Here is a 25,394-nt window from a genome sequence, read left to right as displayed (position 1 = left end):
ATAACTCGACAAGAATCGGATGGGAGGTCCGCATGGCAATCGGCAAGATCATCGGTCGCAACCGCGCTGCAGGGAGGGGCTGGCCGCGCTCCGTCATTCTCGTCTCCTCGGCCTTGCTGGTGCTGGCGGGACTGAGCACTGCGCCTGTTCGGGCCGAGTATCCCGAGAAGATCATCAAGATCGTGGTGCCCTTCGCGGCCGGCGGCGGAACCGACATCGTCGCGCGAACGACCGCCCAGGAGATCCAAACGGACCTCGGCAAGCCCGTCATCATCGAGAACAAGCCGGGCGCCGGAACCATCGTCGGGACCCAGACCGTCGCGACGAGCGAGCCGGACGGCTATTCGCTGCTGCTGGCGACCTTCGCGCACGCGGTCAACCCGAGCCTCTACAACAAGCTGCCGTTCGATCCGCACAAGGATTTCGCGGCGGTCTCGCTCATCGCGCGGTCCTTCAATGTCGTCGTCGTCAACCCCGCATCCAAGATCAACTCGATCTCCGATCTGATCACGGAGGCCAAGGCCAAGCCCGGCAAGCTCAATTTCGGCACGTTCGGCATCGGCACCTCGGCCCACCTCGCCGGCGAGCTGTTCAACGCCATGGCGAACGTCAAGATGACGGCGGTCCCCTACAAGGGCGCGGCGCCTGCGATCAGCGATCTCTTGGGCGGACAGATCGACGTGATGTTCACCACCGTGGCGAGCGCAGCATCGCTGGTAGCGGCGGGTCAGCTCCGGGCCCTGGCCGTCACCTCGGCCGAGCGTTCGGCCGCGTTCCCGCAATTGCCGACGGTTTCCGAGGCTGGATTGCCCGGCTATGCCGCCGAGTCCTGGTACGGATTGTACGCGCCGGCCAAGACGCCGGCTGCGGTGATTGCGCGCCTGAACCAGGCGATCGCGAAGGCGGTGCAGTCCGGGGCATTCAAAAAGCTGGAGACGAACGAAGGCCTCATCATGGTCGGCAGCGCACCGGAACAGCTCGATCGCTATGTCGCCCAGGAAGAGGAACGCTGGCGCAAGCTGATCAAGGACGCGAACATCGAGGTGCAATAGCCTCGAATCCGGCAACATCCGGGACCCTCGGAGGTCCCGGATGTCATCCGCCTAGACCGTCAGCCCGCAAGCCCGCCGGATCGCGAGCTGAACCGGCGAAGGTGGCAGCGCCGGATCGAATTCGCGCTTCGGCAGCAGCGGAGGCTGTGCCATGAAGCGCGGCTGTTTCCCGCGGTGGGGTTGCGCGGCATGAACAAGGAACGGGTGGCACAGATAGACGGTGCCTGCCGTGCCGGTCGCAAGTTCGACCTCGCAATCCCTGGTCGACGCCCAGTCGTCGGCCGCAAGTTGCCGGAGCGTTGCGCCCGCCTCGCCATGGGGCAGCAGCTCCCGCGCGATGGCCGCATGCGAGCCTTTCCGGATCCGCGTGGGCGCATCATCGTTTCCGACGTCCGAGAACAGGAACAGCATCAGCAGCGCGCGGCCGCTGCTCGTCACATTGGCACGCCATTCCATGAAGTCGGCATGGGCGGTGCCAAAGCTCATGTCCACATGCCAGCCATCGTCGCCCGGTGATTGCGATGACGGGAAGCGGATCGGAAAGGTTCCGAGCCCCGTCGGCGCAAGCCAGCGCCCTTCGCCGGCGAGCTGATCATAGGCCGTGTGCAGACGCGGCGTATTCGCGGCTTCAACGAAGGGGGGCGTCGCTTTGGCGCCCACCCGGACCACGGGCTGGGTCCAATGTTCGGGCTGGTCCGGCGACAGGCCGATATCCGCCCACAGCTCGTCCCTGCATTGCTCGGCAAGGTCGGCGCTGAAGGCATTCTCGAGTTTGACGAAACCGTCGTCGATGAAGGTCTGGACCTGACCGGGCGTCAGGCCAGCCTGTTCGGTCTTGGGCATTGCACATCTCTCCGTTCGGCCACCGCATCGCGCGAAGCCGTTTGATCTGAGTGGCGCAGGAGCGCCGGAACGACGTTCTGCCGTTCAGATCAGCGGGAAGAATGTGGAGATGAACATCATGGCGGGAACGTATAGCGCGGCGGAGCGCGGAATCAAGACACGGACAAACGGATGGGCAAGGCTTTCACCGCAGGCCCTGCTCGTCGATCAGGATGCGGTGGATCTCGATGCGCTCCGGCAGCTCGATCAGGAACTCCGCGTCGCGGGCGAGATGATGGACCTTGGTCGGCTCGCCCTTGGTGAAGGCGGTCATGGCTGCGATGTCGGCCCAATAGGAAGTGGTGGTGAACCACGTCTCCTCGTCGCGGTCCTCGCGCAATTGCTGCACGCCGAGCGCGGTCTTTCGCAGCGGCGGGATGCCCTCGGCTTGCAGATAGGCCTGGTAGGCGTCGGCGAGGTCGCGGCGGGTACGGCCGCGCCAGATGCGGGCGATGGTCGGCTTGGTCGGCATGGCAGGATTCTCCCTGCCTGCCGAACGCTGCGCGGCGCTTCTCGTTCCAGCGTCGCGATGTCACGGCACCGGCGGCTGCAGCTGGAACGCGGCGCTGGCCGGCTTGGCGAATCGGCGGCCGGTACTTGACCGGCGCCGCAGCAGCATCTCCACATCATTGATCTGAAACGATGATGGCCTTCGCCGCAACTGCTAGGGCTGCTCGCAGCTCACGTGCGAGGCTCACCAGGCCGGCCAAGACAATCTCGCGCGTGATGAAGATCCGAGGGGTCAATGGGACGACTGCTGAATATCGTGACGCCGCTGCACACTGCGACCAGGCGCGACTACATGGGCCGCATGAACGACGACAAGATCGGCTGCTCGCTGAAGGCGCGGGAATACGAGGCTGATTACTGGGACGGCGATCGCCGTTTCGGTTATGGCGGCTACCGCTTCATCGAGGGGCGCTGGGCTCCCGTCGCCAAGGCGCTGATCGAGACCTACGGCCTGAAGGACGGGTCCAGCGTGCTCGACGTCGGCTGCGGCAAGGGCTTTCTGCTGTACGAGATGCAGAAGATCCTGCCGGGCCTTGAGGTCACCGGCTTCGACATCTCCAGGCATGGTCTTGCCAATGCGCACGAGCAGGTGAAGCCGTATTTGTTCAATTATCGCGCCCAGGACGTCTATCCCTACGGCGACGACAGTTTCGACCTCGTCATCTCGCTCGGCACCCTGCACAATCTCAGGCTCTATGAGCTCGAGGCCGCGCTCAAGGAGGTCGAGCGGGTCGGCAAGAACAAATACGTCATGGTCGAGGGCTACCGCAACGTCGCCGAGCTGCACAACCTCGAATGCTGGGCGCTGACGGCGGAATCCATCCTGCACACCTCGGAATGGATCTGGCTCTACGGCAAGCTCGGCTACACCGGCGATTACGAATTCATCTATTTCGAGTGACCGGGCGCGCGATCCATGGACATCAAGACCGCGAAGGCCGCGATCCTTGTCGAATCCGGCAAGCCGCTGATCGTCGACGAGTTCAATCTGCCCGACAGGCTCGAGCACGGCCAGGTGCTCGCCCATGTGCACACGTCGAGCATTTGCGGCGCACAGATCAACGAGATCGACGCCGTCAAGGGCGTCGACAAGTTCCTGCCGCATCTGTTGGGGCACGAGGCGCTGGCGACCATCGTCGAGACCGGACCCGGCGTGGTCTCCTGCAAGCAGGGCGACACCGTCGTCATGCATTGGCGGCCGGGCAAGGGCATCCAGTCCGACACGCCGGTCTATTCCTGGCGCGGCAAGCGGCTCAATGCGGGCTGGGTCACCACCTTCAACGAATATGCCGTGGTGTCTGAGAATCGCGTCACGCCCGTGCCCGATACGATCGACCGCACCAGCGCGCCGCTGCTCGGCTGTGCGGTGACGACCGCGCTCGGCGTCGTCAACAACGACGCACAGATCGCCATCGGCGAAGCGGTCGTCGTATTCGGTGTCGGCGGGGTCGGATTGAACATCGTGCAATTCGCCGCGATGGTCGGCGCCTGGCCGGTCATTGCGATCGACCGTCTCGACAACAAGCTGGCCATGGCCAAGGATTTCGGCGCCACCCACGTCATCAATTCCGAGACGGTAAAGGATGTGGCCGCCGAGGTCCGGTCCATCACGGGGGCCGACGGCCCCGACAAGGTCGTCGAGACCACCGGCGTCAAGAACCTGATCGAGCTCGCCTACGAGATCACGGCCAAGAAGGGCCGCTGCATCCTCGTCGGCGTGCCCCGCGAGAAGGCGGAGATCTATACCCTGCCGTTGCATTTCGAGAAGGTGCTGAAGGGCTCCGAAGGCGGGCAGTGCCAGCCCGCGCGCGATATCCCGCGCCTGGTGCGTCTCAGCGATGCCGGCAAGGTGAGCTACCGGGGCATCGTGACCCACCAATTCGCGCTCGACGACATCAACGCCGCGCTGGATCTGATGCGCAGCGGCACATCGGGACGGATCCTGCTGAACATCAGCTGAGCGTCACTTCTCGCGCGGGAAGCGCATCGCAACCTTACACGGGGGCGGCGCCGGGGCGGGCCTATTCGGCCATGACCCCCGCGCGCTCGTAACCGCCGGTTAACCATGGATATTTACGGTGTGGCAAGCCTCTGAGCTATGTCTGTCAGTTGATTTCGAGTCCAACCCATGGCGTTCGGTAGCCGCGCATCTCCGCGAAGCATCGCCCCGACGGAGCAAGCGGCTTCGTGGGAAGCGCCGCCGGCTGCGAGGGCGAAGCCTGACGGCGCCGCGCCGGGCCTGACCAAGGGATCGCTGACCGTCTCCGGGACGCTGTCCTTTCTGCGCGAGAACGGCCGGCGCATTCTGACACTGGCCCTGGCCCTGTTCGCCCTCGGCGTCGTCGCCCTGATGGTGCTTCCGGTCCGCTATGCTGCGACGGCCCTGGTCGTGCTCGATCCGCGCGAGCTGCGCGTGACCTCCGAGCAGGACGTGCTGCCCGGCATCGGCCAGGATGCCGCGGCGCTGCAGAGCCAGATCGAGATCGCCAAATCCGACGGCTTCCTCCGCCCCCTGATCGAACAGCTCAAGGTCGCGGACGACGAGGACGTCGCGGGCGGCTACACCGACATGACGCGCCTGCTCGAAAGATTCCGCAACCGCCTCGAAATCACCCGGCGCGGGCTGACCTACGTCATCGCGATTTCCTTCACCTCCAACCGGCCGGATCGCGCCGCCTATTACGCCAATGCCATCGCCGAGGCCTTCGTCGCCAGCCAAGGCCGCGTCCGCACCGAGGCGACGGACGAGGCGGCCGGCTGGCTCCAGGACCGGCTGAAAACGCTGAGCGAGCGCCTGCGCGCGTCGGAAGACGCCGTTGCCACCTTCCGGCTCGAGCACAACATCGTCAATGCCGGCAAGGAATCCACCACGCAGCAATTGCGGGTGACCGACCTGACCCAGCAGGTCTCCGCCGCCCGCGCGCGCACCGAGGAGGCCAAGGCGCGCTACGAGCAGGCGCAGCGCGACGTCAAGGCCAATGTCGAAGGGCCGGTGAAGCAGGACCTCCTCAGCATGCTGCGCGCGCAGCGCTCGGCCCTGAACGACCAGATCGCGCAGAAGAAGGCGGTCTATGGCGACCGCCATCCCGACCTTGCGATCTCCTACAGCCAGCTGGCGGACATCAACCGGCAGATCGAGATCGAGCGCAAGAAGAACATCGACACGGCCAAGTCCGAATACGAGGCCCAGCTGGAGCAGCAGAACGCGCTGGAAAAGCAGCTCAAGGCGGTCGAGACCAAGATGCTGCGCGACGGCCAGGCGCTGGTGAAGCTGCAGGAGCTGCAGCGCGACGCCGATGCCAACCGCAACATCTACGAGCAGTTCCTGTCGCGCTTCAAGACCACCAACGAGCAGCGTCAGCTGCAGGCGTCCCAGACCAAGATCGCTTCGGTTGCCATTCCGCCGTTGCGCTCGACACGTCCGCCGCTCGCCTTGCTGCTTGCGGCGCTCGTGATCGGCTCGCTGCTGACGTCGACCGCCGCCGTGGCGGTGACGGCGAGCCTGTCCGCCGGCAAGCCCGATTCCGTTCAGGCGCCCGCCTCACGCGAAGCGGAGGAGGCGCCCGGCCCGCAAGTTGCCCCTCCGGCCGCCGCGGCGCGCCGGGCCGAGGCGATGCCCCGCCTTCCGGTCTGGGCCCGCATCCCGGAGCTCGCGCCAGGAGCCGGGATCAACACGGTCTGGCAAAGACCGGTCAGCGCGTCGGCCGAGCTCGATCTCGGCCCCCACTTACGGCCGCTGCTCGAACGCATCGACCGCGTGCCGGTGCGCGGCTGCAAGGTCGCGCTGGTCTTGTCCGTCGGCAAGAGCGCCGGCGGCAACACCGTCGCGCGCTCCCTCAATCGCGCCGCCGTCAACCGCGGCATGATGAGCGTGCTGATCCGGCTTCAGCCGGAATTTGCAGGCACCCAGCCGCCCGTGACCGAATGGAATGACGGCTCGACCACGGCGGGACTTCAGTCGATCGACGAGCTGCTCAGTGCCGGCCGCAAGCCCGATGCGCGGCCCGAGGACGATATTCGTTCCGAGTTCGACCTGATCGTCGTCCACGCCGGCAATCTCGCCTTGCAGCCCGACGCCATTGCCCTGGCCGCGCATGCCGACCTGATCGTCCTGGTGGCGCGCGCCGGCGAGCTCGGCTCGTCCGCGATGCGCAGGGTGACCGCGGCGCTGTCGAGATACGCGGCGGTGCCGACCGGCCTCGTCGTCAATCACGTGCCCGCCGATTCGATGGCGCCTCAGCCCGGCGGTGGCGCTTTGGGTGTTGCGGTCTGACGATGATAGCCTTGCGCCGCCGTCTGCTGGCTGCGGTGATGCTGTTGTCGATCTCGTTCGGCCGGCCGGTGCTCGCTGGCGATTGCGTGGCCCTGCCGTCGACGGTCTCGCCCGCGCGCCTTGCCGCGCTCTCGCGCGGCTTCAACGCCGATGGCTGGATCAATGGTGCACCGCCGAGCCGCGCGCTGCTGCAGCAGCTGCGCAAGGCGGGCATGAGCCATGTCCGCCTGCCGGTGCCGGCGGAGCGCGTGATGCCGCGCTTTGCCGCAAGCGACGAGCGCGAGGCGACGCTGCGCGTGCTCGACGGCGCGTTGAAGCAGCTGACGTCGCTCGGCTATTCCATCTCCGTCGACCTTCATCCGGGCGAGCGCTTCAATCGCCTGCACAAGGATGACCCGGATGCGGCGATGGGCGAGATGCAGGAGGCCTGGCGCGCGCTTGCAGAGGTCATGCGATCCTATCCTGCCGATCGCATCTTCGCCGAACTGCTCAACGAGCCCGATATCGAAGCGGACAGATGGCAAAAGCAGGTCGAGGCGCTCGCCGCCTTCGTTCGCGGGTTGCTGCCCACGACCACGCTGATCGTCGGTCCGGTCAACTGGCAGCGCGCGGACTCGCTGCCGCGGTTTCGTCCGCTGGCGGACCCTGACGTCGTCTACGCCATTCATTTCTACGATCCGATGGTGTTCACTCATCAGGGCCATTGGGACCTGCGCGATCCGCTGCACGACATCATGGACCTGCCTTATCCGATCGATGCCGGCGATCCCAAGGTTCAGGCGCAGCGGCAGGATTTGCAGGCGAGGGGCGCGGTCAAGGCGCTCGCCATGCTCGATACCGCGATTGCCGCCGCCAGGGACAAGCCGGGGGCCGATCGCTGGCTCGCGCCCGCGCTTCAATGGCAGCAGCAATTCTCGCGGCCGATCATCGTCAACGAGTTCGGCGTGTTGAAAGCCGGCGCGCCCCGGCAGAGCCGGTTGCGCTGGCTGGCGGAGGTCACGGCCTTCGCCCGCGCGCATTGCTGGGGCTGGGCGCATTGGGAACTGGCGCAAGGCTTCGGTCTGGTCGACGCCGCAACCGGCAAGCCCGATCCCGACGTGCTACGGGCGCTGCTCGGCGCGCCCGGCCGGCTTGAAGGGGCTCCCGCCGCAGGCCGCGATCGTTAACGGATCCTTACACCTCGCGCGGCTATCGTGTCCGGGCGCGATGCCAAAGGACGATTGATGAGCGCCGGGTACTCACCGCAAGGCCAGAGCGTGCAGGCCGCGCCGTCGCCGCCGGCCTGGCGCGAGCTGGCCGCGACCTTCTGCATCGCCATTGCGGCGATCGGCTCTGCGCCGGTCCTGCACCTCGCCAATCCCGCCCTGGCCATCGCCATCGAGGTCCTGATCGGCATCGCCATCGTCGTTGCGGTCCCGACCTCTGCGCCGGCCGTCGCGATCTTCGTCCTGTTCTTCCAGAACCTGTTCGTCTCCGTCCTGTCGCAGCTGGTCCCGCTACCCTCCGATCTCGATTTCATCAAGGGCTACAATTTCCTGCTCTGCTCCGTGATGTGGCTGGCGACGTTTGCGCTTTACGTACTGGGCCAGAGGAATCAGTCGAGGGAAATCAATCAGATCATGCGCTGGGGCGTCGTCACCCTCGCAATCGTCTCGCTCTATTTCGCGATTGGGTTCGTCCAGGACGGACAGCCGGCGGCGGTGTATTTGCGCAACATCGTTCTGCCGTTGTTTCTGTTTCAGCTGTCGCTCCTGACCGCGGCAACCTTTGAGGTGCGCATCACGCCGTTCCTGGTCGCGCTCGCAATCATCCTCATGCTGTGCGGCTATGTCGAGCTCGTCTTGCGCGATGTCTGGCTGGCCGTCACCAACGGCCATACGTTCTGGGGCTTCGACGAGCTCAAGGCGACCCATTCCGGCGTCTGGGAAACCCAGATGCGGCAGACCGGCAACGTGCCGGTCACACTCAAGGATCGTTTCAGCTTCGACTTCCTGAACACGCCCTTGCTCGAGGGCTTCGGCCTGTCGAAGATGCTGCGCATCAACGGTCCGAACATGCACCCGATCAGCTTCGCTTACGGGATCGGCTTTCTCGCCCTGTTCCTGTTCTCGGTCGGACGCCCGCTGCTCGCCCTGGCAGCCCTGCCGCTGCTGGTCTTTTGCAGCGTGAAGGGAGCGCTCATCACAGTCATCTTCGTGGCCGCGGGCTGGATCGGGACTCGCCTCATCGGTGCCGTGGCGACGTTGCTGCTGGGGTTCGCCGGCATGATCGCCTTTGCGATCCTGGCGATCCGCCTCGGCCTGCAGATCGGCGACTATCACGTCATTGGCCTGATGGGCGGCCTCGACGGATTCCTGCAGAGACCTTACGGACGGGGCCTCGGTATCGGCGGCAATCTGTCGGACAGTTATTTTTCGATCGATTGGAGCGCTGCGCAGGCGGCCGGCACGATCGACGGCGCGGTCGAAAGCGCGATCGGCGTCCTCTTGTACCAGATGGGCATCGCGGCCTTCGTGCCGTTGGCCTTCTATTTCGCAATGGCGCTCAAGGCCTGGCGCCTGTACGCGTCGTCGGGATATCTGACGCAGGGCCTCGCCGGCTTCGGCGTCCTCGTCGTTCTGCTCAACGGATTGTTTCAGGAAGAAGCCCTGTTCGCACCGCTCGCGCTGGGCCTGATGCTCTCGCTCGCCGGCCTCGTCATCGGCAGCCACGCGAGGGTGCAGAGCGTTGCAAACGAGGATGCCGAGCCCGCTGGGCTCACCGGCTACCAGCCGGCTGCGTGAGCTGCCGACCTGCCGACGGTCCCGGTACTCGGGACCGTGCCCATCCAGGAACTTCCGTTTTCTCCCGGCGTTGAACACGATCCGCACAAGCGGCCGACGCAGCGATGAAGAATTTTTCCAACGCCGAGTTTTCTCCCGAGGTGATCGAGATCATGACGACCGCGCTGGAGGCTGCCGTTGCGACCCTGCCGGACCCCGTGCATTCCGCGCACGTCAACGCGCTCGCCGAATCCATCCTGCGCACCGCCGGCGCCGGCGAGCGGAACGTCTCCGACCTGCAAAGGATCGCCTTGTTGGAGCTGCAGCTGGCGCCGCGCGAGTGACGAGACGGACATGAAGACATTGCTTGCCGCAATCATCGCGCTCTGTGCGACGTGCTCGATTGCCTCGGCAAACGGCTGGAGGACCTACCGCATCCCGGAATCCGGAACGTCGGTCGACATTCCCGCCTCGATCTTCATCGAGCCGGCCGGCAAGCCCGACGGATATGGGCAGCAGTTTCGCAGTTTCGACGGCAGTGCGGACCTCACCGTTCAGGCCGTCGAGAACCGGCAGGGTCTGTCGCCGGCCGAATTCCTCGCCGGGAAGAATCCGCCGACAGGGATCGTCTACAAGCGGATCACCTCGAACTTCTTCGTGGTCTCGAGCATCAAGCGCGACAAGATCTGGTACAACCGCTGCAATTTCGCGCGTGGCTACGTGCACTGCGTTCTGATCAATTACCCGGCCGCCCAGAAGCGGCGATGGGATGCCGTCGTCACCCGGATCAGCCGCAGCCTGCGCGGCGGCTGAGCCCGCACACATGACGGAAAAATCGCAAACAGAGAAAGCTGCCCGGGCGAGCCGGGCAGCAGATGTGAGAGCCACGCGATTCTAGCGCGCCGTCGTCGTCGTCCTCGACATGGTCGGCTTCGAGCCCGGCACGTGCGACATCGTCTTGGTGGTCGAGCCGACTTCCTCGCCGGCCTTGACCTTGGTGCGGGTATGTGAGCGGCTGAACGTGCCGCCGTCATGAGCCTGCGCACGGGCATTGGAGTTGAGCACCGGGCCGTTGCCCTTGTTCATGCTGACGCCGGTCTGGGACTTGCCGCTGGCGGCAGCTGCGCTTCCGCCGGCCGCGATCGACGAGCCGGTGTTGCCGGTCGCCGAGGTGGACGTGCCACCGGTGCCGACCGTCGAGGCCGACGTGCCGCCCACCGCGGCCGAGCCGCCGCTTCCGCCGGTGATACTTTTCTGGGCGAGAACGGGGGAAGTGGCGGCGAGCAGGCACGCGACCGCCGAGGTCGTAAGCAGAGTCCTCATGTTTCAATCCTCTCAGATGTGTTTAAGGCGAAGACGTCGAGATCGTGCAGCCGTTGACGGTAACGGTGCTGGCGCTGGTGGAGCCAGGTCCGCCGGCCGTCGACGAGGAGCTCGAGACAGTGCCGCCGCCGGCTTGCACATGGACCGACGATCCGCCGGCCGAGCTCGAGCTCGACAGCGAGCCGCTCGAAGCGGTCGAGCCCGTCGTGCCCGAGCCCGATGCGCCGACCGCCGTAATGCTTCCATCGGCATGCTTCTCGACGGTGACCTTGCAGGTCTCGCCGGATGCCGTCTTGCCGGTCTTTTCCATGGTTGCCGCCTGTGCTGCGCTTCCGATCAAGGCCAACGCTGCGATCGCGATGATGGATCTGTTCATGCGAGTTCTCCTCCAACGAAGACGAAGGGAGCGGCATCGCTGCCGCTCCCGGTCAAGGCCTTAGTCCTTGTCCTTCTTCATGTGGCCCTTGCCCTTTTCCATGCCTCGGTCGCTGGCATGACCGGCAGACGAGCCGGCCGCGCCGACGGTCGAGCCGCTCTTGCCATCGCCCGCAGACGAGCCACCGGTGCCGACCGTCGAGGCGGAGTTGGAGCCGGAGCCTGCAGCCGAGCCGCCGGTGCCGACGCTGGACGAGCTCTTGCCGCCGCCCGCCGATGAACCACCGGTGCCGAGCGTCGAGGCAGACCCGCTGCCCGAGCCACTGCCGGCTGCCGAGCCGCCGGTGCCGACGGTCGAAGAGCTGGTGCCGCCGCCCGCGGACGAGCCGCCGGTGCCGAGCGTCGATGCAGAGCCCGACCCGCTGCCGCCAGCCGACGAGCCGCCGGTGCCCACCGTCGAAGAGCTGGTGCCGCCGCCCGCCGATGAACCGCCGGTGCCGATCGTCGAGCTCGATTGCGCAACGGCGAGCGCCGTGCCGGCCAGCAGCGCGGCCGCAGCCGCAGAGAGCTTCAGGATCCTCATGATCATTTCCTCCAGGTTTGCAAAATCAAATCGCCAATCAGGCTCGGGATAAATTGGCAATCGAGCAAACGTTCCTTGTCGCGGACACGTTTGACGCGTCGATGCGGCCAGAGCCAGGTCCGCGACACCGGGCGCATCGCCCTTCATTCATTCAGCGTTCATCTGAGGTGCTGCAGCCACGAAGTCGCGTTCGCTGCGATCGCGGCTCTCAAAATGCTTCGACCGTCACCCGAGGCGTGGAGAGACGAGAGGAAGCCGCGCGGCCGTTCCGGTTCGATTGCAGACCGGCTGCTCGCGCAGTGTCGCGTCGAGATGTCGGCGCGACGTCCGGCTTGCGCGGCTCGAGCATCGCCATTGCATCGTTCGGACCATGATCGGGCGACCCGGCGGCGAGGAGCGGAGTGGAGACCGTGGCGGCGATCCGGGTGGACGTGTCGAAGATGATCTTCTCGGGCAGCGCCCGTGCGGAGTGGATGCGGATGGTGGTTCGAGCGGCCTCCGGGCCGGCAGCACGCTCGGTAGGCTGCGGCAGAGAGCGATCCAACAGCAAGAGCAGCGCCACCGCGAAAATGCTTGCAAATACGATATATCGAACGATCGGCATCAGGCGCTGCCGCAAACGAAGCTATCGAGAAAAGGCACCGGCGGGCCGCCTCCGACGACCCGCCGTACGGCGGTTCAGTCGATCTCCTGGACGACCACGCGGGTGCTGGGATCGACCAACATCACGCGGCTGCCGGAATAGACGTAGCGATACTTGGTGAGCGAAGGACCCCAGTCACTCGGCACGGCCGCGAGTTCGACGTCGCTCGGCACGGACGAGCCGACGACGATCTTTTCGCGTGTTTCGACCGGACGGATCTTGCGCTCGGTGACGTAGGACCGGATCTTGGTGCGGTATTCCGGTTCGATCTGCACGGCGGCGCCGTGCCCGGCCCCGGTCGTGGTGGTGATGGTGGTTTGTGCCATCGCGCCCGTCGACACGAGCAGAGCGGCGGCCGAAATCAACATGAGCTTCTTCATCGCGTTCTCCCTCGCCGCTGCATGCGGCGCTGCAATGAACTCGCCATCAGCCGCACCGTTCCGGGGAAACCCGGAACGTTTGCCGTTTTTTCCCGTTCTCTCCCCCGGGAGGATGCAACTGGAGGAGAGGAAATGCCCGTATTGATTCTTTGGGCGGTGCCCGCGATCGTGGTGCTGGGCGGCGGCATCTATCTCATCGGCTACCTGCACTGAACGTGAACGCTCCGGTTTCCGGACAAAGGAAGAAACCGGGTCCGACATCCGCTCGCGAGTGTTGAGGCCGATGCGCCGGCCGCGTCGTCGCCATCGCTTCCGATCATCACATTGTCATGCTGCGGTCATCTCCGCTGCATCGTCCGTTGCTCTTGTCCCGCGCGCCGGAGCCTGCTTCGTCCGGTGACGTCGGCACGGAGCTCGGGCTCGTCGTTTGGCGCGTCTTCGCGATGCGAGCCCAGGACGCTCCGCGCGAAAACGCGCCGCTTCGCCCGAAACGCTCTTGGGGAAGCTCTTGGGGAAAGTGACATGCAACTGATCAGGACGATTTCAGCGGACCGCCGCGCGATGCTCAAGGGCCTTGCGGCAGCGGCCGTGGCGTCGCTTGCGGCGCCGGCCTTTGCCGGTGTGGGCCTTCCGCCGCAGCCGGCCGGCTCAATGGCCGCCATCGCCACCGACAAGTCCTATTGGGCGGCCGTGAAGGGGCTCTACGCCGTGACGCCCGACATCGTCAATTTCGAGAACGGCTATTGGGGCATCATGGCCGAGCCCGTGCGGCGCGAGTTCATCCGCCAGTCCGACATGGTCAATTATCAGAACACCTATTACGCCCGGCTGCGCGCGGGTGCGGATTTCGAGGCGGTGCGCACCAAGGTGGCGGAGGCTGTCGGCGCGCGGACCGAGGAGATCGCGCTCACCCGCGGCGCCACCGAAGCGCTTCAGCTCCTCATCGGCGGCTACAACAGGCTGAAGCCGGGCGACGGCGTGCTCTATGCCGATCTCGACTATGATTCGATGCAATATGCGATGAACGCGCTGAAGGCGCGCCGCGGCGTCGACGTGGTCAAGTTCGACGTGCCGGAGCCCGCCACCCGCCAGGCGGTGCTCGACGCCTATGCCCGCGCCATCGAGGCGAACCCGAAGACGAGGCTTCTGCTCCTGACCCATGTCAGCCACCGCACCGGCTTCGTCATGCCGGTCGCCGAGATCGCCCGCATGGCCAGGGCCAAGGGCATCGACACCATCGTCGATGCCGCCCATTCCTGGGGACAGCTCGACTTCCGGGTGAGCGAGCTCGAGGCCGATTTCGTCGGCTTCAATCTGCACAAATGGATCGGCGCGCCGCTTGGCGTCGGCTTCCTCTACATCAGGAAGGATCGCCTTTCGGCCATCGATCGCGACATGGGCGACGAGGATTTTCCGGAAGGCGACATCCGCTCGCGGGTGCATACCGGCACGGTAAATTTCGCCACGGTGCTGACGGTGCCGACGGCTTTAGCGCTGCATCAAGAGATCGGCCCGGCGGCGAAGCAGGCGCGCCTGCGTTACTTGCGCGATTATTGGGTGAGCCGCGCCCGCGGCTTCAAGGACATCGAGATCCTGACGCCGGACGAAGCCGGCTCATATGGCGCGATCACGTCCTTCCGCCTCGCCGGCAGGACCAGCAAGGCCGACAACGAGGCGACGGTCGTGAAGCTCAGGGACAGCTACAAGATCATGACGGTGCGCCGCGCCGGCGTCGCCAGGGGCCAGTGCATCCGCGTGACGCCGGCGCTGTTCACCGACGAGGCCGACCTCGACCGCCTCGTCGAGGCGCTGGCCGTCATCACGGGGACGAAGACGGGGTGAGGGTTCGTCAATGAGGGAGCATTGAGCCGTCGTGTAATTGATTAGGGTCGAACTTGATCACCTCGATTTTGGTGACCCCATCCAGGCGCTCCCTCAGTCCTTTGATGCGGGGTTCTAAATCGGCACCGTCCATGCTTGCAAGTAAGAGAACGTCGGGGCGCACTCGGGTGCAGACGGCCGCGAGCTGGTCCATTTCACCGCTGCTTAGTCGCGAACCTGCCTTGACCTCGCAGAGGTATAAGGTTCCGTCCACCACTGCTAAGGCATCTAACTCAGCAACTGGTTCGGGAGCATTTTCGGGATATTCGTCCCACAATGACATCGAAGGCGCAAAGTAAAATGAGACTCTCGCGCGTTCTGACAACTGCCACAGAGTCCAAATCAGGGGCTCGATTCCGTGATCTCGATACGCCTCCAAGACGAAGCTATTGAGACGAAAGGCCCAATCACCTGAGACAGGAGCTGATTTCGTAGTGCCGCAGACTTCACACTGCAGCAAACGCGACATCTGCTCAATCGAGACCCAATTTCGGCTAAAGCATTTTTTGCATTGCCATTCTCTGCCTTGAAACAGAATCTGTGCGTCACAAAGAGCTTGAATTGATCGGTCGAGATGGTGATTACTTTGATAGTATTCCTTATCGCGCTCCGAAAGATCGGTCGCCTCCTCCATATCCTTTCGAACCAACTCCTCCCATTTGGACTTGAGTTGGCTATACTGAACGAAGCGCCTTTCCCTTTGGACTTTGCGGCCGAACTGCAGAGCCACACGTGCGAGCTGATGCCACTGCTCCTCACCTGCTACTGTGAGCGTGCTCGACTTAGACGCTAATCGCTTCTTTAAGGTCGCCACCAGTTCCTTTTGAAGAGTAACATTCTTTTCTGGAGATATACCACCAAGATGAATGACGATGTCTCGCCAATAGCCATTCATCAAGAACTCGAACGCTGTCGGCACTTCTTCAAAGTGCCCTAGTACGCCAAGCAGATATCGACCTTTGTCAGATGGCTCTGCGTAACGATATCGGCTGAAGCCGTGGACATTCGTCTCACGTTTGAAGGGTAGCCACTCCCTTTCGGCGCAAAGCGCGTACCGAAATGCGTCGATGTCTTCCGGAATCGCGAGTGTGCCGAAGTCGATGTCGGATCCACCCGTCACCGATAGCCTGCCAAAACGGTCGGTCCGAACAACGTTGGCATTGTACTGGAACGGCTGTTCATTTCTCGTAAGCTTAAAAGCGCCTTGTAGTCGGAGTCTTCTTGGCAAGACCCAATTGTGCACTACGTTGGAGTATGGGGAATGATTGACAGCGCGATTGATTGAAAGATCGATCATCCAATAGCCGTCGCGGATCGATGCCGGCGGTTTGGACTCGTGCATGTGCCACGGAGTTGCTGCCGGAACTCGCGTTTCGCTTCCTACGAAATCAATGTCGGTTGTCGTCCTTGGCGACGGACCAAAGTTGTATTCGTACGAGTAACCGATGTACCTCTCTTGATCTTTGAATTGAGGGATGCAACTAGCATGCGTTCTATCCGCGAGGATCTGCACAGAAATCCATCCGCCGTCGCTAAGCATACTTCCTATCTCGCGCAGATCTTCGATAGAAAGCGAGCAAGAGTATAACGACAAATGGTGATGCCCTTCACTGACTGGGCCTCGTCGTTTGATCAGCTCGCAAAGCGCTGTCATAAAATTCGGATCGTTAGTCTTCTCTCTGTAAAGATGAAGTGAGCTTAGCTCATGCAGCCCACGATTGCTTCGGTGATGACCGTTCCAAAATAAGAGTCTGTCATCGATACTATCCCCAACGACCAGCGTTAGCGCGGTCTCGGCTGCGTAATTGTTGGTTTCTAAGCGGGGTGCAAATACGTCGGATAGGTCAGATAGGCCAAAAATCTGGTTTGGCTTGGACAGCGCGCCTAGAATTGATATCTCATCGGTGAAGTACGTGGCGCTGGAACTCTTTCGAAGGCGACCGTCCGAAAGCGAGCTTTCCGAGATCAAGGTAGCGCACCTGTAATATTCGGGCGCCGCCTCAGAGCGGTTGGAGTTTCTGAAGGAAGTACGGATAAATCCGAAATTCTCCCTCAGAAACGCACTCTCACTTCTATCGAAGTATTTGTCGATGACTTGGATATCAGTTAAACGCTCCCAGAATAGTGACTGACGGCCCTGTAAGAATGGGACGATAGAAAGAGAATTTAGTCCTCGCCAGGGGAGTGCGGGTTCGTAGTTTGCCGGGTCAGAGGAAAAACGTCGATCGCGGTGAGCGACCAGGTATGCCGGGCAAAGCGTTTCATTCAGGTAAGCCACGGCTGAGTCGTCAAGCGACACGTAGCTATAGATAATGTCAGGATCGAAGAGTCGAAGCCACTGGAAATATCTTGCGTCGATCCCGGCTTGAGCCGTTGGAACAATAAGGGTGCGACGACCGCCCCAGCGGCTGTATGATTCATCGAATAGGGCGTCTAGCAGGTCGTGCGGACATTCCTCAAGCGCGATCAAATACGCGATGCGTACTGGCCGAGCGGATCCAAGTGCAGTTAGCTTTGATAGAGAGTCAGGCATAACTTTCGTAATTGTAAACGGAATTGAGCTGCCTTGTATGGAAAGTTTGTGAGCGCGGATAGAACTCTACTGGACTGGAACCGACGGCTTCATGATAACCAGAATAGCGGTCGTCAAACGTAAGTGAAATTGTCTGCAAGATAGCCGAGCCGCAAGAGAATTTCGCGTCTCAATCAAGGCAGGCTGGAGCCGTGAGTAGGTTTGTGACTGATGTCTAAGCTGGTTGTCCGGACATTCAATCACCGCCACCCCAGCGCCGGCGCGACGTGCTTCAGGAGCGCCTCGATCGCGTGCGCGCAATAATCGACGCCGAGCTGGTTCGGGATCGTCAGCAGCAGCGTATCGGCCTCGGCGATTGCCTCGTCCTGGCGCAGCTGCTCGATCAGAACGTCCGGCTCGGCCGCATAGCTGCGGCCGAAGATCGCGCGGGTGCGCGGGTCGATGAAGCCGATCTGGTCTTCGCTGCCGCGCTCGCCGCCGAAATAGGCGCGGTCGCGATCGTCGATCAGCGCGAAGATGCTGCGGCTGACGGAGACGCGGGGCTCCCGGCCGTGGCCGGCTTCCTTCCACGCCGCACGATAGCTTCGGATTTGCGCCGCCTGCTGCAGGTGAAAGGCCTCGCCGGTCTCGTCGTTCTTCAGCGTCGAGCTCTGCAGGTTCATGCCGAGCTTGGCTGCCCACACCGCGGTCGCGTTCGAGCCGGCGCCCCACCAGATCCGTTCGCGCAGGCCCGGCGCATGCGGCTCCAGTCGCAAGAGCCCCGGCGGATTGGGAAACATCGGCTGCGGATTGGGCTCGGCAAAACCTTCGCCGCGCAGGAGGTCGAGGAAGACCTCCGCATGGCGCCGTCCCATGTCGGCATCGCTCGCGCCTTCGGCCGGCCGGTAGCCGAAATAGCGCCAGCCGTCGATCACCTGTTCGGGCGAGCCGCGGCTGATGCCGAGCTGCAACCGCCCGCCGGCGATGAGATCGGCGCTGCCGGCGTCCTCCACCATGTAGAGCGGGTTCTCGTAGCGCATGTCGATCACGGCCGTGCCGATCTCGATTCGGCTGGTCCTGGCGCCGACCGCCGCAAGCAGCGGAAACGGCGAGGCCAGCTGCCGCGCGAAATGATGCACGCGGAAATAGGCGCCGTCGGCACCTAGCTGTTCGGCCGCGACCGCCAGCTCGATCGATTGCAGCAGCGTATCCGCCGCCGAGCGCGTCCGCGATTGCGGCGAAGGCGTCCAGTGCCCGAAGGAGAGGAATCCGATCTTTTTCATGCGGGCAAACATATGGTTGATCGGAAGAGTTTGCGAGACGTTCCTGGAGACCACCTCAGATTTCGCAGCCGGTCAGGTTCAAGGCCTTGAGCAGCCCGCCGAACGCCTTGAGCCGACAGTGCTCGGTCTCGCCGGCGGTCTTTGCGCGCTGAGCATTGGCGGCTCGTTTCACGACGATCGCCTTTGGCTTCGGCCTGGGAGGTTCGGCGCTCGCGGTCGGCTTCGGTTTGCTTCGCGGACGGACGATCGGCGCCGGCGCGAATGAACCGACATGCGCGTCCTGCGGAGCGACGGAGTTCTCCACCGAAGCGGTCTGCGTCAGCATCGTGCGGCTCTCGGCGGCAACCTCGAGGCGATCGGCCTTCGCCGGCGCATGGTGCGAAGCGGGGATGCCCGCGTTCTGCTCGGCAGGCGGCTGGACGGTCGCGGCGGCGCGACGCGGTGGCGCATTCAGCTCCATCGCCGACAGCATTCCCACACCCAGCAGGATGAGGAGGCCCAACAACGCCATTCTCAGCATAACGCGCCTCTGACCCAGGTTAGCGCCGCTGAAAATTCTCCGCGCCAATGAGGCAACTTTGCCGGCGGCTGCCGGCCCGTCGGCAATCATTTGCCGACAGGGTTAATATCGGTGATGCGTCCCGCCAGCGCAGACCAGCCTTGGTCAGGCAAGATGGTCTGATCGGCCCTGGCTCGCCAACGTGGAGTGACGACTTGAATTGTCTCTCTGTCTCCAGTGGCAGGGCCAGAACGTCAACTACTGCACCTCGGCGATCTTCGGTCCGGGTGACGGCAGCTGCGCGCTGGTTGCCGACGGCCGGTTCGACGGCGAGGCCGGGTCCGGCGATCGGGATGCGGCATCGGACGGCGCACCCTGCGACGGCCGCCGGGCCGCATTCGTCGGAAGCACGATCACCTTCGCGCCGACTTTCACGCGCTCGTAGAGGTCGACGACATCCTCGTTGGTCAGCCGGATGCAGCCGGACGACACCCGCTTGCCGATCGTGTCGGGCTTGTTGGTGCCGTGAATTCGATATTCGGTCTCGCCGAGATACATCGCGCGGGCGCCGAGCGGATTGCCGGGGCCGCCTGCCATGAACCGCGGCAGATAAGGCTGGCGCGAGACCATCTCCGCAGGCGGGCGCCAATCCGGCCATTCTGCCTTGCGCGCCACGGTCTGCTCGCCGGACCACGCAAAACCTTCGCGGCCCACACCGATGCCGTAGCGCATCGCCTGCGTGTCGTTCAGGACGAGATAGAGGAATGTGTTGCTGGTATCGATGATCACGGTGCCCGGCGCCTGACGGCTCGCGTAGTCGACCACCTGCCGGAGCAAGGCTCCGGGAGCATCGGCGTCGGCTTTGGGTGGTTCGACCAGCGGCGCCGGAGCCGGAAGCGGTGTCGGCGCGGGCGCTGCCGCATGAACCTGAGGTGCCACGTAGACCGGCGTTGACGATGCCATCGCCTGGGGCGCGGACGGCTTCCGCACCGGCTGCACGCTCGGGGGAGCCAGCAAGCCATACCCCAACGCTGCGACGGCCACGGCGGCAATTCCAATTCTCGCGGCCATCGGCAATGCGATCGTCTCGACCTTCCGGCGTTTGGGCCGCTTGCTCATGTCCTCTCCGAGATCACCATGCCCATGAGAGGTATCCAGCAAAATTTAACAAAGCTCGAAGCGATTTCGCCTGGGCTGGAACCGCTGGCGATGGTTAACGCCGGAACGAGAGCTAGAGGAAGAAATCCTGCGTCGGATGCTGCTCAATGCCTCTTGCGTGGTCGATTGCGCTTTGCTCCGCGTGCGAATGGCCAATCAGGTCCGTACTCAGGATCGCCGCCAATTCAGCATGTCCGGCGTGGTGCGGACCATGTTCAGCCCTATCGGTGCCGGAGCCAACTTCGAGATGATCTGAATGCCTTGGCGCCGGCAGGTCCTTCTTGAAATGGAACGACTCTCCGGCCCTGGGCGCAGCAGCGGCTTGTGCCGACCCTGAGTCCTGCTGGGCCTGGTCGTTGCCGCCAGCCTTCTGGGTCGGCTCCCCATCCGAATTCTTCGAATGCGAATTCTTGGCAGCTGCGGCACCGTCCTCCGACGCGTGATGCGGTTGCCCAGAATTGGTGTCGTGTCCGGTCGAATGCTGCTTCGCCTCATGCTTGCCGGCCGCGCCGTTCTCGGAAGCGTGCAGGTCACGCTGCGACTGCCCATGACTTGAACCATGGCCGGGTGGCTCGTGCTCGCCGTGCTTGCTGCCGGCTGCCGCGCTTTTCTCCGAGGCGTGCGATTTGTCTTGTTTCGATGCGTGGTCCGGTGGCCCGTGATCGGCATCCTGCTTCGCCTCATGCTTGCCGGTTGCGCCGTTCTCGGAAGCGTGCAGGTCACGCTGCGACTGCCCATGACTTGAACCATGGCCGGGCGGCTCGTGCTCGCCGTGCTTGTTGCCGGCTGCTGCGCCTTTCTCCGAGGCGTGCGATTTGTCTTGGTTCGATTTGTCTTGGTTCGATGCATGGTCCGGTGGCCCGTGCTCGCTATCGGGCTTGCCTGCTGCTGCGCCGTTTTCCGAAGCGTGCAAATCACGCTGCGATTGTCCATGGTCGCGTGCGTCTAGTGCGGCCGCCTGTGTCGTGCCGTGTCCTTCATTCCTCGCACCCGCTGCGGCAGCATGTTCGATGCCGCCATGATCGCTCAGAGCATCGATGGCGCCGGATCCGATAGGAGGGCTGCCGCTGCCGCTGTCCTCGCGTGCGGCCGTATCGATGATCAGAGCTTCGTCGCCCCCGGCGAAGGCCTCGCCCCGGGCAGCCGCGAAGGCGAATGAATCATGGTGAATTTCGGGATCGGGCCAGGCCAGCTTGTCGAAGCCGTCGAGGTTCGCATCCGGCGTGCCCGGATTGAGGGCGGCCGACGCGCTGGTGCTTGCGGCAGCCGACTCAAGGACGTCGCTCGGGCTGTCCCAAACAGCGAGCGCCTGTGCGTCACTGCTGAGGAGTTCGTAGACCGAGATTCCGACGGCCGTCATCATGAACGTGCTGAAGCTGCTCGAGCCCGGCCTTGGCGCGGTGACTGTCGGCACCGTGAACGTGCTGGCGGCAATGTCGGCCCGGGATTCCATCGGCTTGCCGGCCCGCGACGGCATGTCAGCCGGGGAATTCTCGACGCGGAGGGCTTTGCCGACAGCTTTGGCCGGTTTGTCCGGAGCAGCGGCCGCTTTCTGCGGGGTGATCTTGATGGTCACGACCGCGCCGGAGCCGTCTGCGGTCATGACCGTGACACGGTCGGCATCCTCGTGAACGCGTGCGGCCGCGCTCGCGGATTGAACGTCCTCGAGCGCCGCCCAAATCAGAGCTGTAAGCGCGCCGACCCCGCCGTAAAGGCGCGACAGCGTGAAGCTTGCGAGTTCCGTTCGAGTCTTGATGTCGAGACGCGCGGATATGCGATCGATCCGCGCCTGAATGGCGCCTGGAGAGGCCTTGAGCTCGCGCGCAATCTCCCTGTTCGACATGCCGCTGGCGACCAGGCGCATGATCTTGCGCTCCTGGTCCGTCAGCGCTGCCAGGCCATTTTCGCCAGACGCGCCATTGCCTGCCTCGGGGGCGGCCGCCGCTGGCGCTACCAGCCTCAGGGACTGCAGCAGGTTCTCGGGCTCTTCGCGCATCGGTATAGCCGTGCAGGCACCCGCTGCGATGGCCGTAGCGAGTTCGCCGCGTGCGATCGATGCGATGTAGAAGACCAGCCGTGTGGGAAGGCTTTCGGCATTGACGGCGGCGAGCATTGCCGAGGCCGTCAGGTCGCGAAATCCGTCCTCGACGAGCGCGACATCCGGCATCAACGTCCTGATAGCTTCGAGGCAATCGGCTCCGGTGAGGCAGGACGCCACGATCTCGAAGTCACGCTCCGTCGCAAGGAGCGTCGCAAAACCCTGCAAAACGACCGGACGGCGATCTGCGATCACGAGTCGGATACGACGCATCTGGTCTGGCTCGCCCGGCTTTCCCGTCTTGATTGGCCCAGCAAAGGCGACCTGGCTTCAGCCGCGTCACCTGCGAGAGCAGCGCGGCAACGCGCGACACCGGTGTTGGTTCCGCGAGGTGTGAAGTCCAGGGATGTCCGTTCGTAAAATCAGCAGAATGCGCAGCGAAAGATCGTGCTCGCTGGAGCAGCCAGGCCCGCTGCGGAGATCTATCCCGTCTCGCCGGGTTCTAAGCCGTTGATTTTGTTGCGCCGCCTGATGTGGCATGGGGTTGTTTTCGACTTTTCGCTGCGGGGGTGCAAAAATATCGGTCCGAACCCGATCCGGTCCGGCGCTCGCATTTTCATCCATTCATTTTCCGGAGGCGCATCATGCAGGTTTACAATGTGGTCAAGTTCAAGGTGAAGCCGGGCGAGGAAGCCGCTTTCCTCGACGCACACCGGAACGGGAAAGCGAAATGGCCGGGGCTGGAGCACGGCGTCATCATCAAAACCGGCGATCAGACCTTCTGCCTCATCGGCACGTGGTCCAGTCAGGATGCGATGGTGGCGGCACGTCCCGCGATGATCAAGACCCTCGACAGCTTCAGGTCTGTGCTCGAGGACCAGGGCAACGGACGCGGCGTGACGGACGCGGTGTCGGGCGAGGTCGTGCTCGCGCTGTAGCAGGCGAGCAGCGCCGCGCCGTCATTGCCCGCCCTCGGTCCGCGGATCGACACTTCCGGTATCCGTCCGGCAACCGGCGCTCGAATTGTCGTGCGAGTGGACGGCTCCGACATTCACTAGAGCATGAATGGGACAGCCTCCAAGAGGCGAAAGCCTTCACCCGTGCCTTCGGTGCGACCTCTCCCGCAAGCAAGCGGGAAAGGTTCGCACCGAGCCCGGGCAATCGATTCAACCTAAAGCCATTCCGCTCTAGGATGCTGGTCGCGCCTCCGGCAGCTTCCAGCTTCCGTTCAGGATTTCCTTTCGGGGCCTGTACAGGCGCATCGTGAAGTTCCAGCCTGCCATGATGGGCAGGCAGTTGGGTGTTGCCTTCTCGCAGCCGCCGAACTGTATCACGTAGGCGCCGCTCGCGTCCGGCTTGGCCGTCAGGTTGTTGAGCGAATAGGCGCCGAGCTCGTTCTTCTCGAAGAATCCGTTTCCGTTGTAGACGCTGATCGACCAGAAGCCGTCGACCGGCACCTCGTTGAGCGTGAGGCGATAGACCGTCTTGCCGTCGTTCTTCGACGGATAGACGCTCTGGTAATCGGCCGCGTAGCGCGGGTTGCCGCCCCATCCGATGGCGGTCCCGATGAGATGGTCGATCGGATCAACCTCGTCCTTCCTTCCGAAGCGATCGACAACGCTGCCCAACGAGCCGAGGCTTTCGAGCGCCGACCTGGCCTTGGTCTGTGAAGCCTGGTCCCAGTCCGGCACCTCGAACTTGCCCACGCCCGCCTGCTGCACCTCGATCGCGTCCTGCATCCCGTTGGCGGCTTTTACGTCCTGAGGGTCATCCGAGTTGGCCAGCGTGCGGATGATGACGTAGACGTAGCGGGTGCCGACCTTGTTCTTGTCGTAGCTGAAGGTGCCGGGCCCGTAGGCCACCTCGGTCGTGTAGTGATCCTGCGAAACCACCTGCATCGACATGAAGCGCTTGCCGGCGTCCGGCAGCTTGATGGTGATCGGTCCGGCCTCCAGGTCGAACACCCCGGAGGAGTATAGCGTGTCGCGGTTCATGCGCACCACGTCCTGCTTGTCGATCGAAGCCATTTCGCGCCGGTGCCTGAGCTTGCCGAAGGCGCCGTCGTCCACCGCGGCCTTCCGGAAATAGAGGTCGGTCTCGGCGCGAACGAAATTGTGGACATTGACCGCGCTGGGTTTGGCATCCTGAGCGAGCGCCGCAGTTGCGGAGGCCAGCAGCGCCACGGCAAATTCCGGACGGAACGGAGATTTCATCGCCAACAGCTCCCTATTTTGACGCAGCCTTAGGGGCGCCGAGTTCTTCGTCGACCTCGTCTTCGAACGCGCGCTTCTTGCCGGCGATAAAGCGCCTGTAGCCCTCCGGATCGATCCATGCTGCAACCCCTTCCGTTTCGGCGCGCTTCCGCTTGCCTTCGAGGTCGTAATACTCGTTGTGCTGCGCCAGCCAGATGTCGGGCTTGATCATCTCGAGCGCGTGGTGCGTTTTACGGTAGTCGTCGGTGATGCCGGGATACGAAGGATTCTTCGCCAACCGGTAGCCGGGGTTGAAACCCGCACCGTCCGGAAACGCCACCACGTAGGCCTTGCCGTCGATGACCAGGTTCGCGATCCAGGTGGTGGCGCCGCGGGTGTGGCCGGGAGTGTGGTAGGCCGTCAGCAGCACGTCGCCCAGCCTGACCGTGTCGCGGTCGCGCAGGACGCGGTCAACCTTCACGCCTTCGTAGGTCAGATCGTTGCCGTACTTGAAGTCGTCGCGATCACCGCTCTCCATCGCGGCGACGTCGTCCTTCATTACCGCCAGCTGGGCTCCGAACTGCTTCTTCATGAAAGCGAAGGCGCCGGCGTGATCGGCATGGGCGTGGCCGTTGATCATGACCTTGATGTCGTCGGGCCTGAAGCCGAGTTTGCGGATCGAATCCACGATCATCGGTCCCGAGGAGGGCATGCCCGTGTTCATCAGGATATGGCCCTCGGAGGTCGTGAACAGGAAGACGCCCAGTCCCTTGGTGCCCACGAAGTAGATCGGCCCGGCGATCCTGACGGGCTCGGCGGGCTCCTCCCATTTCAGCGCCCTCTTCGCCAGCGTGATGAAGAGGTTGTTGTCGTTGGCCAGTTCCTCTTTCGTCGGCAGATTGGGAGGGAGCGCTTGTGCCACTGCATGCCCTGTTGCGAGAAGGGTAGCAGCGCTCAGAATTGCACCAATTCGAGTTCGCGAAGCCATTTCAACCCCACGGAACTGGTATCGAGTTGTTCAAGCATAAGCTGAAACATGGCTATTGGA

The 25,394-nt window shown here is 63.6% G+C and carries 25 protein-coding genes; 11 read left to right on the top strand and 14 right to left on the bottom strand.

What is annotated here, in order from left to right:
* Positions 1–32: 32 nt before the first annotated feature.
* Complete coding sequence (locus AC24YW_RS12370; protein WP_487482989.1) at positions 33–1,052, top strand: tripartite tricarboxylate transporter substrate binding protein; 1,020 nt, start codon at positions 33–35, stop codon at positions 1,050–1,052.
* Positions 1,053–1,103: 51 nt separating this feature from the next.
* Here AC24YW_RS12370 and AC24YW_RS12365 read toward each other — a convergent pair whose 3' ends face one another.
* Positions 1,104–1,895 carry a phytanoyl-CoA dioxygenase family protein gene (locus AC24YW_RS12365; RefSeq protein ID WP_487482988.1) on the bottom strand — a complete coding sequence of 264 codons (792 nt, stop codon included), beginning with the start codon at positions 1,893–1,895 and terminating at the stop codon, positions 1,104–1,106.
* 184 nt (positions 1,896–2,079) lie between these two features.
* Complete coding sequence (locus AC24YW_RS12360) at positions 2,080–2,406, bottom strand: hypothetical protein (RefSeq protein WP_487482987.1); 327 nt, start codon at positions 2,404–2,406, stop codon at positions 2,080–2,082.
* 273 nt (positions 2,407–2,679) lie between these two features.
* Between AC24YW_RS12360 and AC24YW_RS12355 the strand changes: the two genes are divergently transcribed.
* From AC24YW_RS12355 to AC24YW_RS12325, 7 genes are all read left to right on the top strand, one after another.
* Entirely contained in the window at positions 2,680–3,345 is a 666-nt protein-coding gene (locus AC24YW_RS12355) for a class I SAM-dependent methyltransferase (RefSeq protein ID WP_487482986.1), read from the top strand.
* Between the two features lie 15 nt (positions 3,346–3,360).
* The gene (locus tag AC24YW_RS12350) at positions 3,361–4,404 is read left to right on the top strand and encodes a zinc-binding dehydrogenase (protein WP_487482985.1); all 1,044 of its coding nucleotides are present in this window, start codon (positions 3,361–3,363) and stop codon (positions 4,402–4,404) included.
* A 168-nt stretch (positions 4,405–4,572) separates the two neighbouring features.
* Positions 4,573–6,717 (top strand): GumC family protein, encoded by a 2,145-nt coding sequence (locus AC24YW_RS12345; RefSeq protein WP_487482984.1) that lies wholly within the window; start codon positions 4,573–4,575, stop codon positions 6,715–6,717.
* A gap of 2 nt (positions 6,718–6,719) precedes the next feature.
* Positions 6,720–7,883 carry a glycoside hydrolase family 5 protein gene (locus AC24YW_RS12340; protein WP_487482983.1) on the top strand — a complete coding sequence of 388 codons (1,164 nt, stop codon included), beginning with the start codon at positions 6,720–6,722 and terminating at the stop codon, positions 7,881–7,883.
* A gap of 57 nt (positions 7,884–7,940) precedes the next feature.
* Complete coding sequence (locus AC24YW_RS12335) at positions 7,941–9,500, top strand: hypothetical protein (protein ID WP_487482982.1); 1,560 nt, start codon at positions 7,941–7,943, stop codon at positions 9,498–9,500.
* Positions 9,501–9,604: 104 nt separating this feature from the next.
* Positions 9,605–9,823: a hypothetical protein gene (locus tag AC24YW_RS12330; protein ID WP_487482981.1), complete on the top strand. Its 219-nt coding sequence runs from the start codon at positions 9,605–9,607 to the stop codon at positions 9,821–9,823.
* Positions 9,824–9,833: 10 nt separating this feature from the next.
* Entirely contained in the window at positions 9,834–10,292 is a 459-nt protein-coding gene (locus AC24YW_RS12325) for a hypothetical protein (RefSeq protein ID WP_487482980.1), read from the top strand.
* A gap of 81 nt (positions 10,293–10,373) precedes the next feature.
* On the opposite strand, the gene AC24YW_RS12320 is transcribed toward AC24YW_RS12325, so the two are convergent.
* The 5 genes from AC24YW_RS12320 to AC24YW_RS12300 all read right to left on the bottom strand — a co-directional run bounded on the left by AC24YW_RS12320 (position 10,374) and on the right by AC24YW_RS12300 (position 12,783).
* Entirely contained in the window at positions 10,374–10,802 is a 429-nt protein-coding gene (locus AC24YW_RS12320) for a hypothetical protein (RefSeq protein WP_487482979.1), read from the bottom strand.
* Positions 10,803–10,824: 22 nt separating this feature from the next.
* Positions 10,825–11,178 carry a hypothetical protein gene (locus AC24YW_RS12315; RefSeq protein WP_487482978.1) on the bottom strand — a complete coding sequence of 118 codons (354 nt, stop codon included), beginning with the start codon at positions 11,176–11,178 and terminating at the stop codon, positions 10,825–10,827.
* 60 nt (positions 11,179–11,238) lie between these two features.
* Positions 11,239–11,763 carry a hypothetical protein gene (locus tag AC24YW_RS12310; RefSeq protein ID WP_487483300.1) on the bottom strand — a complete coding sequence of 175 codons (525 nt, stop codon included), beginning with the start codon at positions 11,761–11,763 and terminating at the stop codon, positions 11,239–11,241.
* A 205-nt stretch (positions 11,764–11,968) separates the two neighbouring features.
* On the bottom strand, positions 11,969–12,364 hold the full coding sequence (locus AC24YW_RS12305) for a hypothetical protein (protein WP_487482977.1): 396 nt from the start codon (positions 12,362–12,364) through the stop codon (positions 11,969–11,971).
* Between the two features lie 74 nt (positions 12,365–12,438).
* Positions 12,439–12,783 carry a DUF1236 domain-containing protein gene (locus tag AC24YW_RS12300; RefSeq protein WP_487482976.1) on the bottom strand — a complete coding sequence of 115 codons (345 nt, stop codon included), beginning with the start codon at positions 12,781–12,783 and terminating at the stop codon, positions 12,439–12,441.
* 21 nt (positions 12,784–12,804) lie between these two features.
* On the opposite strand from AC24YW_RS12300, the gene AC24YW_RS12295 reads away from it, so the two are divergent.
* Together AC24YW_RS12295 and AC24YW_RS12290 are read left to right on the top strand one after the other, a co-directional pair.
* On the top strand, positions 12,805–12,996 hold the full coding sequence (locus AC24YW_RS12295) for a hypothetical protein (RefSeq protein WP_487482975.1): 192 nt from the start codon (positions 12,805–12,807) through the stop codon (positions 12,994–12,996).
* 309 nt (positions 12,997–13,305) lie between these two features.
* Positions 13,306–14,625 (top strand): aminotransferase class V-fold PLP-dependent enzyme, encoded by a 1,320-nt coding sequence (locus AC24YW_RS12290; RefSeq protein WP_487482974.1) that lies wholly within the window; start codon positions 13,306–13,308, stop codon positions 14,623–14,625.
* Positions 14,626–14,632: 7 nt separating this feature from the next.
* Here the strand turns inward: AC24YW_RS12290 and AC24YW_RS12285 are convergent, their stop codons facing one another.
* The 5 genes from AC24YW_RS12285 to AC24YW_RS12265 all read right to left on the bottom strand — a co-directional run bounded on the left by AC24YW_RS12285 (position 14,633) and on the right by AC24YW_RS12265 (position 22,427).
* Positions 14,633–17,134 (bottom strand): hypothetical protein, encoded by a 2,502-nt coding sequence (locus AC24YW_RS12285; RefSeq protein ID WP_487482973.1) that lies wholly within the window; start codon positions 17,132–17,134, stop codon positions 14,633–14,635.
* Positions 17,135–17,436: 302 nt separating this feature from the next.
* Positions 17,437–18,459 carry an LLM class flavin-dependent oxidoreductase gene (locus AC24YW_RS12280; protein ID WP_487482972.1) on the bottom strand — a complete coding sequence of 341 codons (1,023 nt, stop codon included), beginning with the start codon at positions 18,457–18,459 and terminating at the stop codon, positions 17,437–17,439.
* Between the two features lie 55 nt (positions 18,460–18,514).
* Positions 18,515–19,069 (bottom strand): hypothetical protein, encoded by a 555-nt coding sequence (locus tag AC24YW_RS12275; RefSeq protein WP_487482971.1) that lies wholly within the window; start codon positions 19,067–19,069, stop codon positions 18,515–18,517.
* A gap of 147 nt (positions 19,070–19,216) precedes the next feature.
* Positions 19,217–20,077: a L,D-transpeptidase gene (locus tag AC24YW_RS12270; RefSeq protein ID WP_487482970.1), complete on the bottom strand. Its 861-nt coding sequence runs from the start codon at positions 20,075–20,077 to the stop codon at positions 19,217–19,219.
* Positions 20,078–20,189: 112 nt separating this feature from the next.
* Entirely contained in the window at positions 20,190–22,427 is a 2,238-nt protein-coding gene (locus AC24YW_RS12265; protein WP_487482969.1) for a response regulator transcription factor, read from the bottom strand.
* Between the two features lie 371 nt (positions 22,428–22,798).
* On the opposite strand from AC24YW_RS12265, the gene AC24YW_RS12260 reads away from it, so the two are divergent.
* On the top strand, positions 22,799–23,092 hold the full coding sequence (locus AC24YW_RS12260) for a DUF718 domain-containing protein (RefSeq protein WP_487482968.1): 294 nt from the start codon (positions 22,799–22,801) through the stop codon (positions 23,090–23,092).
* A gap of 249 nt (positions 23,093–23,341) precedes the next feature.
* Here AC24YW_RS12260 and AC24YW_RS12255 read toward each other — a convergent pair whose 3' ends face one another.
* Together AC24YW_RS12255 and bla are read right to left on the bottom strand one after the other, a co-directional pair.
* Entirely contained in the window at positions 23,342–24,367 is a 1,026-nt protein-coding gene (locus AC24YW_RS12255; RefSeq protein ID WP_487482967.1) for a DUF1254 domain-containing protein, read from the bottom strand.
* Between the two features lie 13 nt (positions 24,368–24,380).
* Positions 24,381–25,268, bottom strand: coding sequence for a subclass B3 metallo-beta-lactamase (gene bla, locus AC24YW_RS12250; protein WP_487482966.1), 888 nt, complete (start codon positions 25,266–25,268; stop codon positions 24,381–24,383).
* Positions 25,269–25,394: the final 126 nt, after the last annotated feature.

This window comes from Bradyrhizobium sp. USDA3516 (assembly GCF_057651995.1).
The sequence above is the reverse complement of the archived record's forward strand: the minus strand, read 5'-3'. Positions and strand labels throughout refer to the sequence as shown.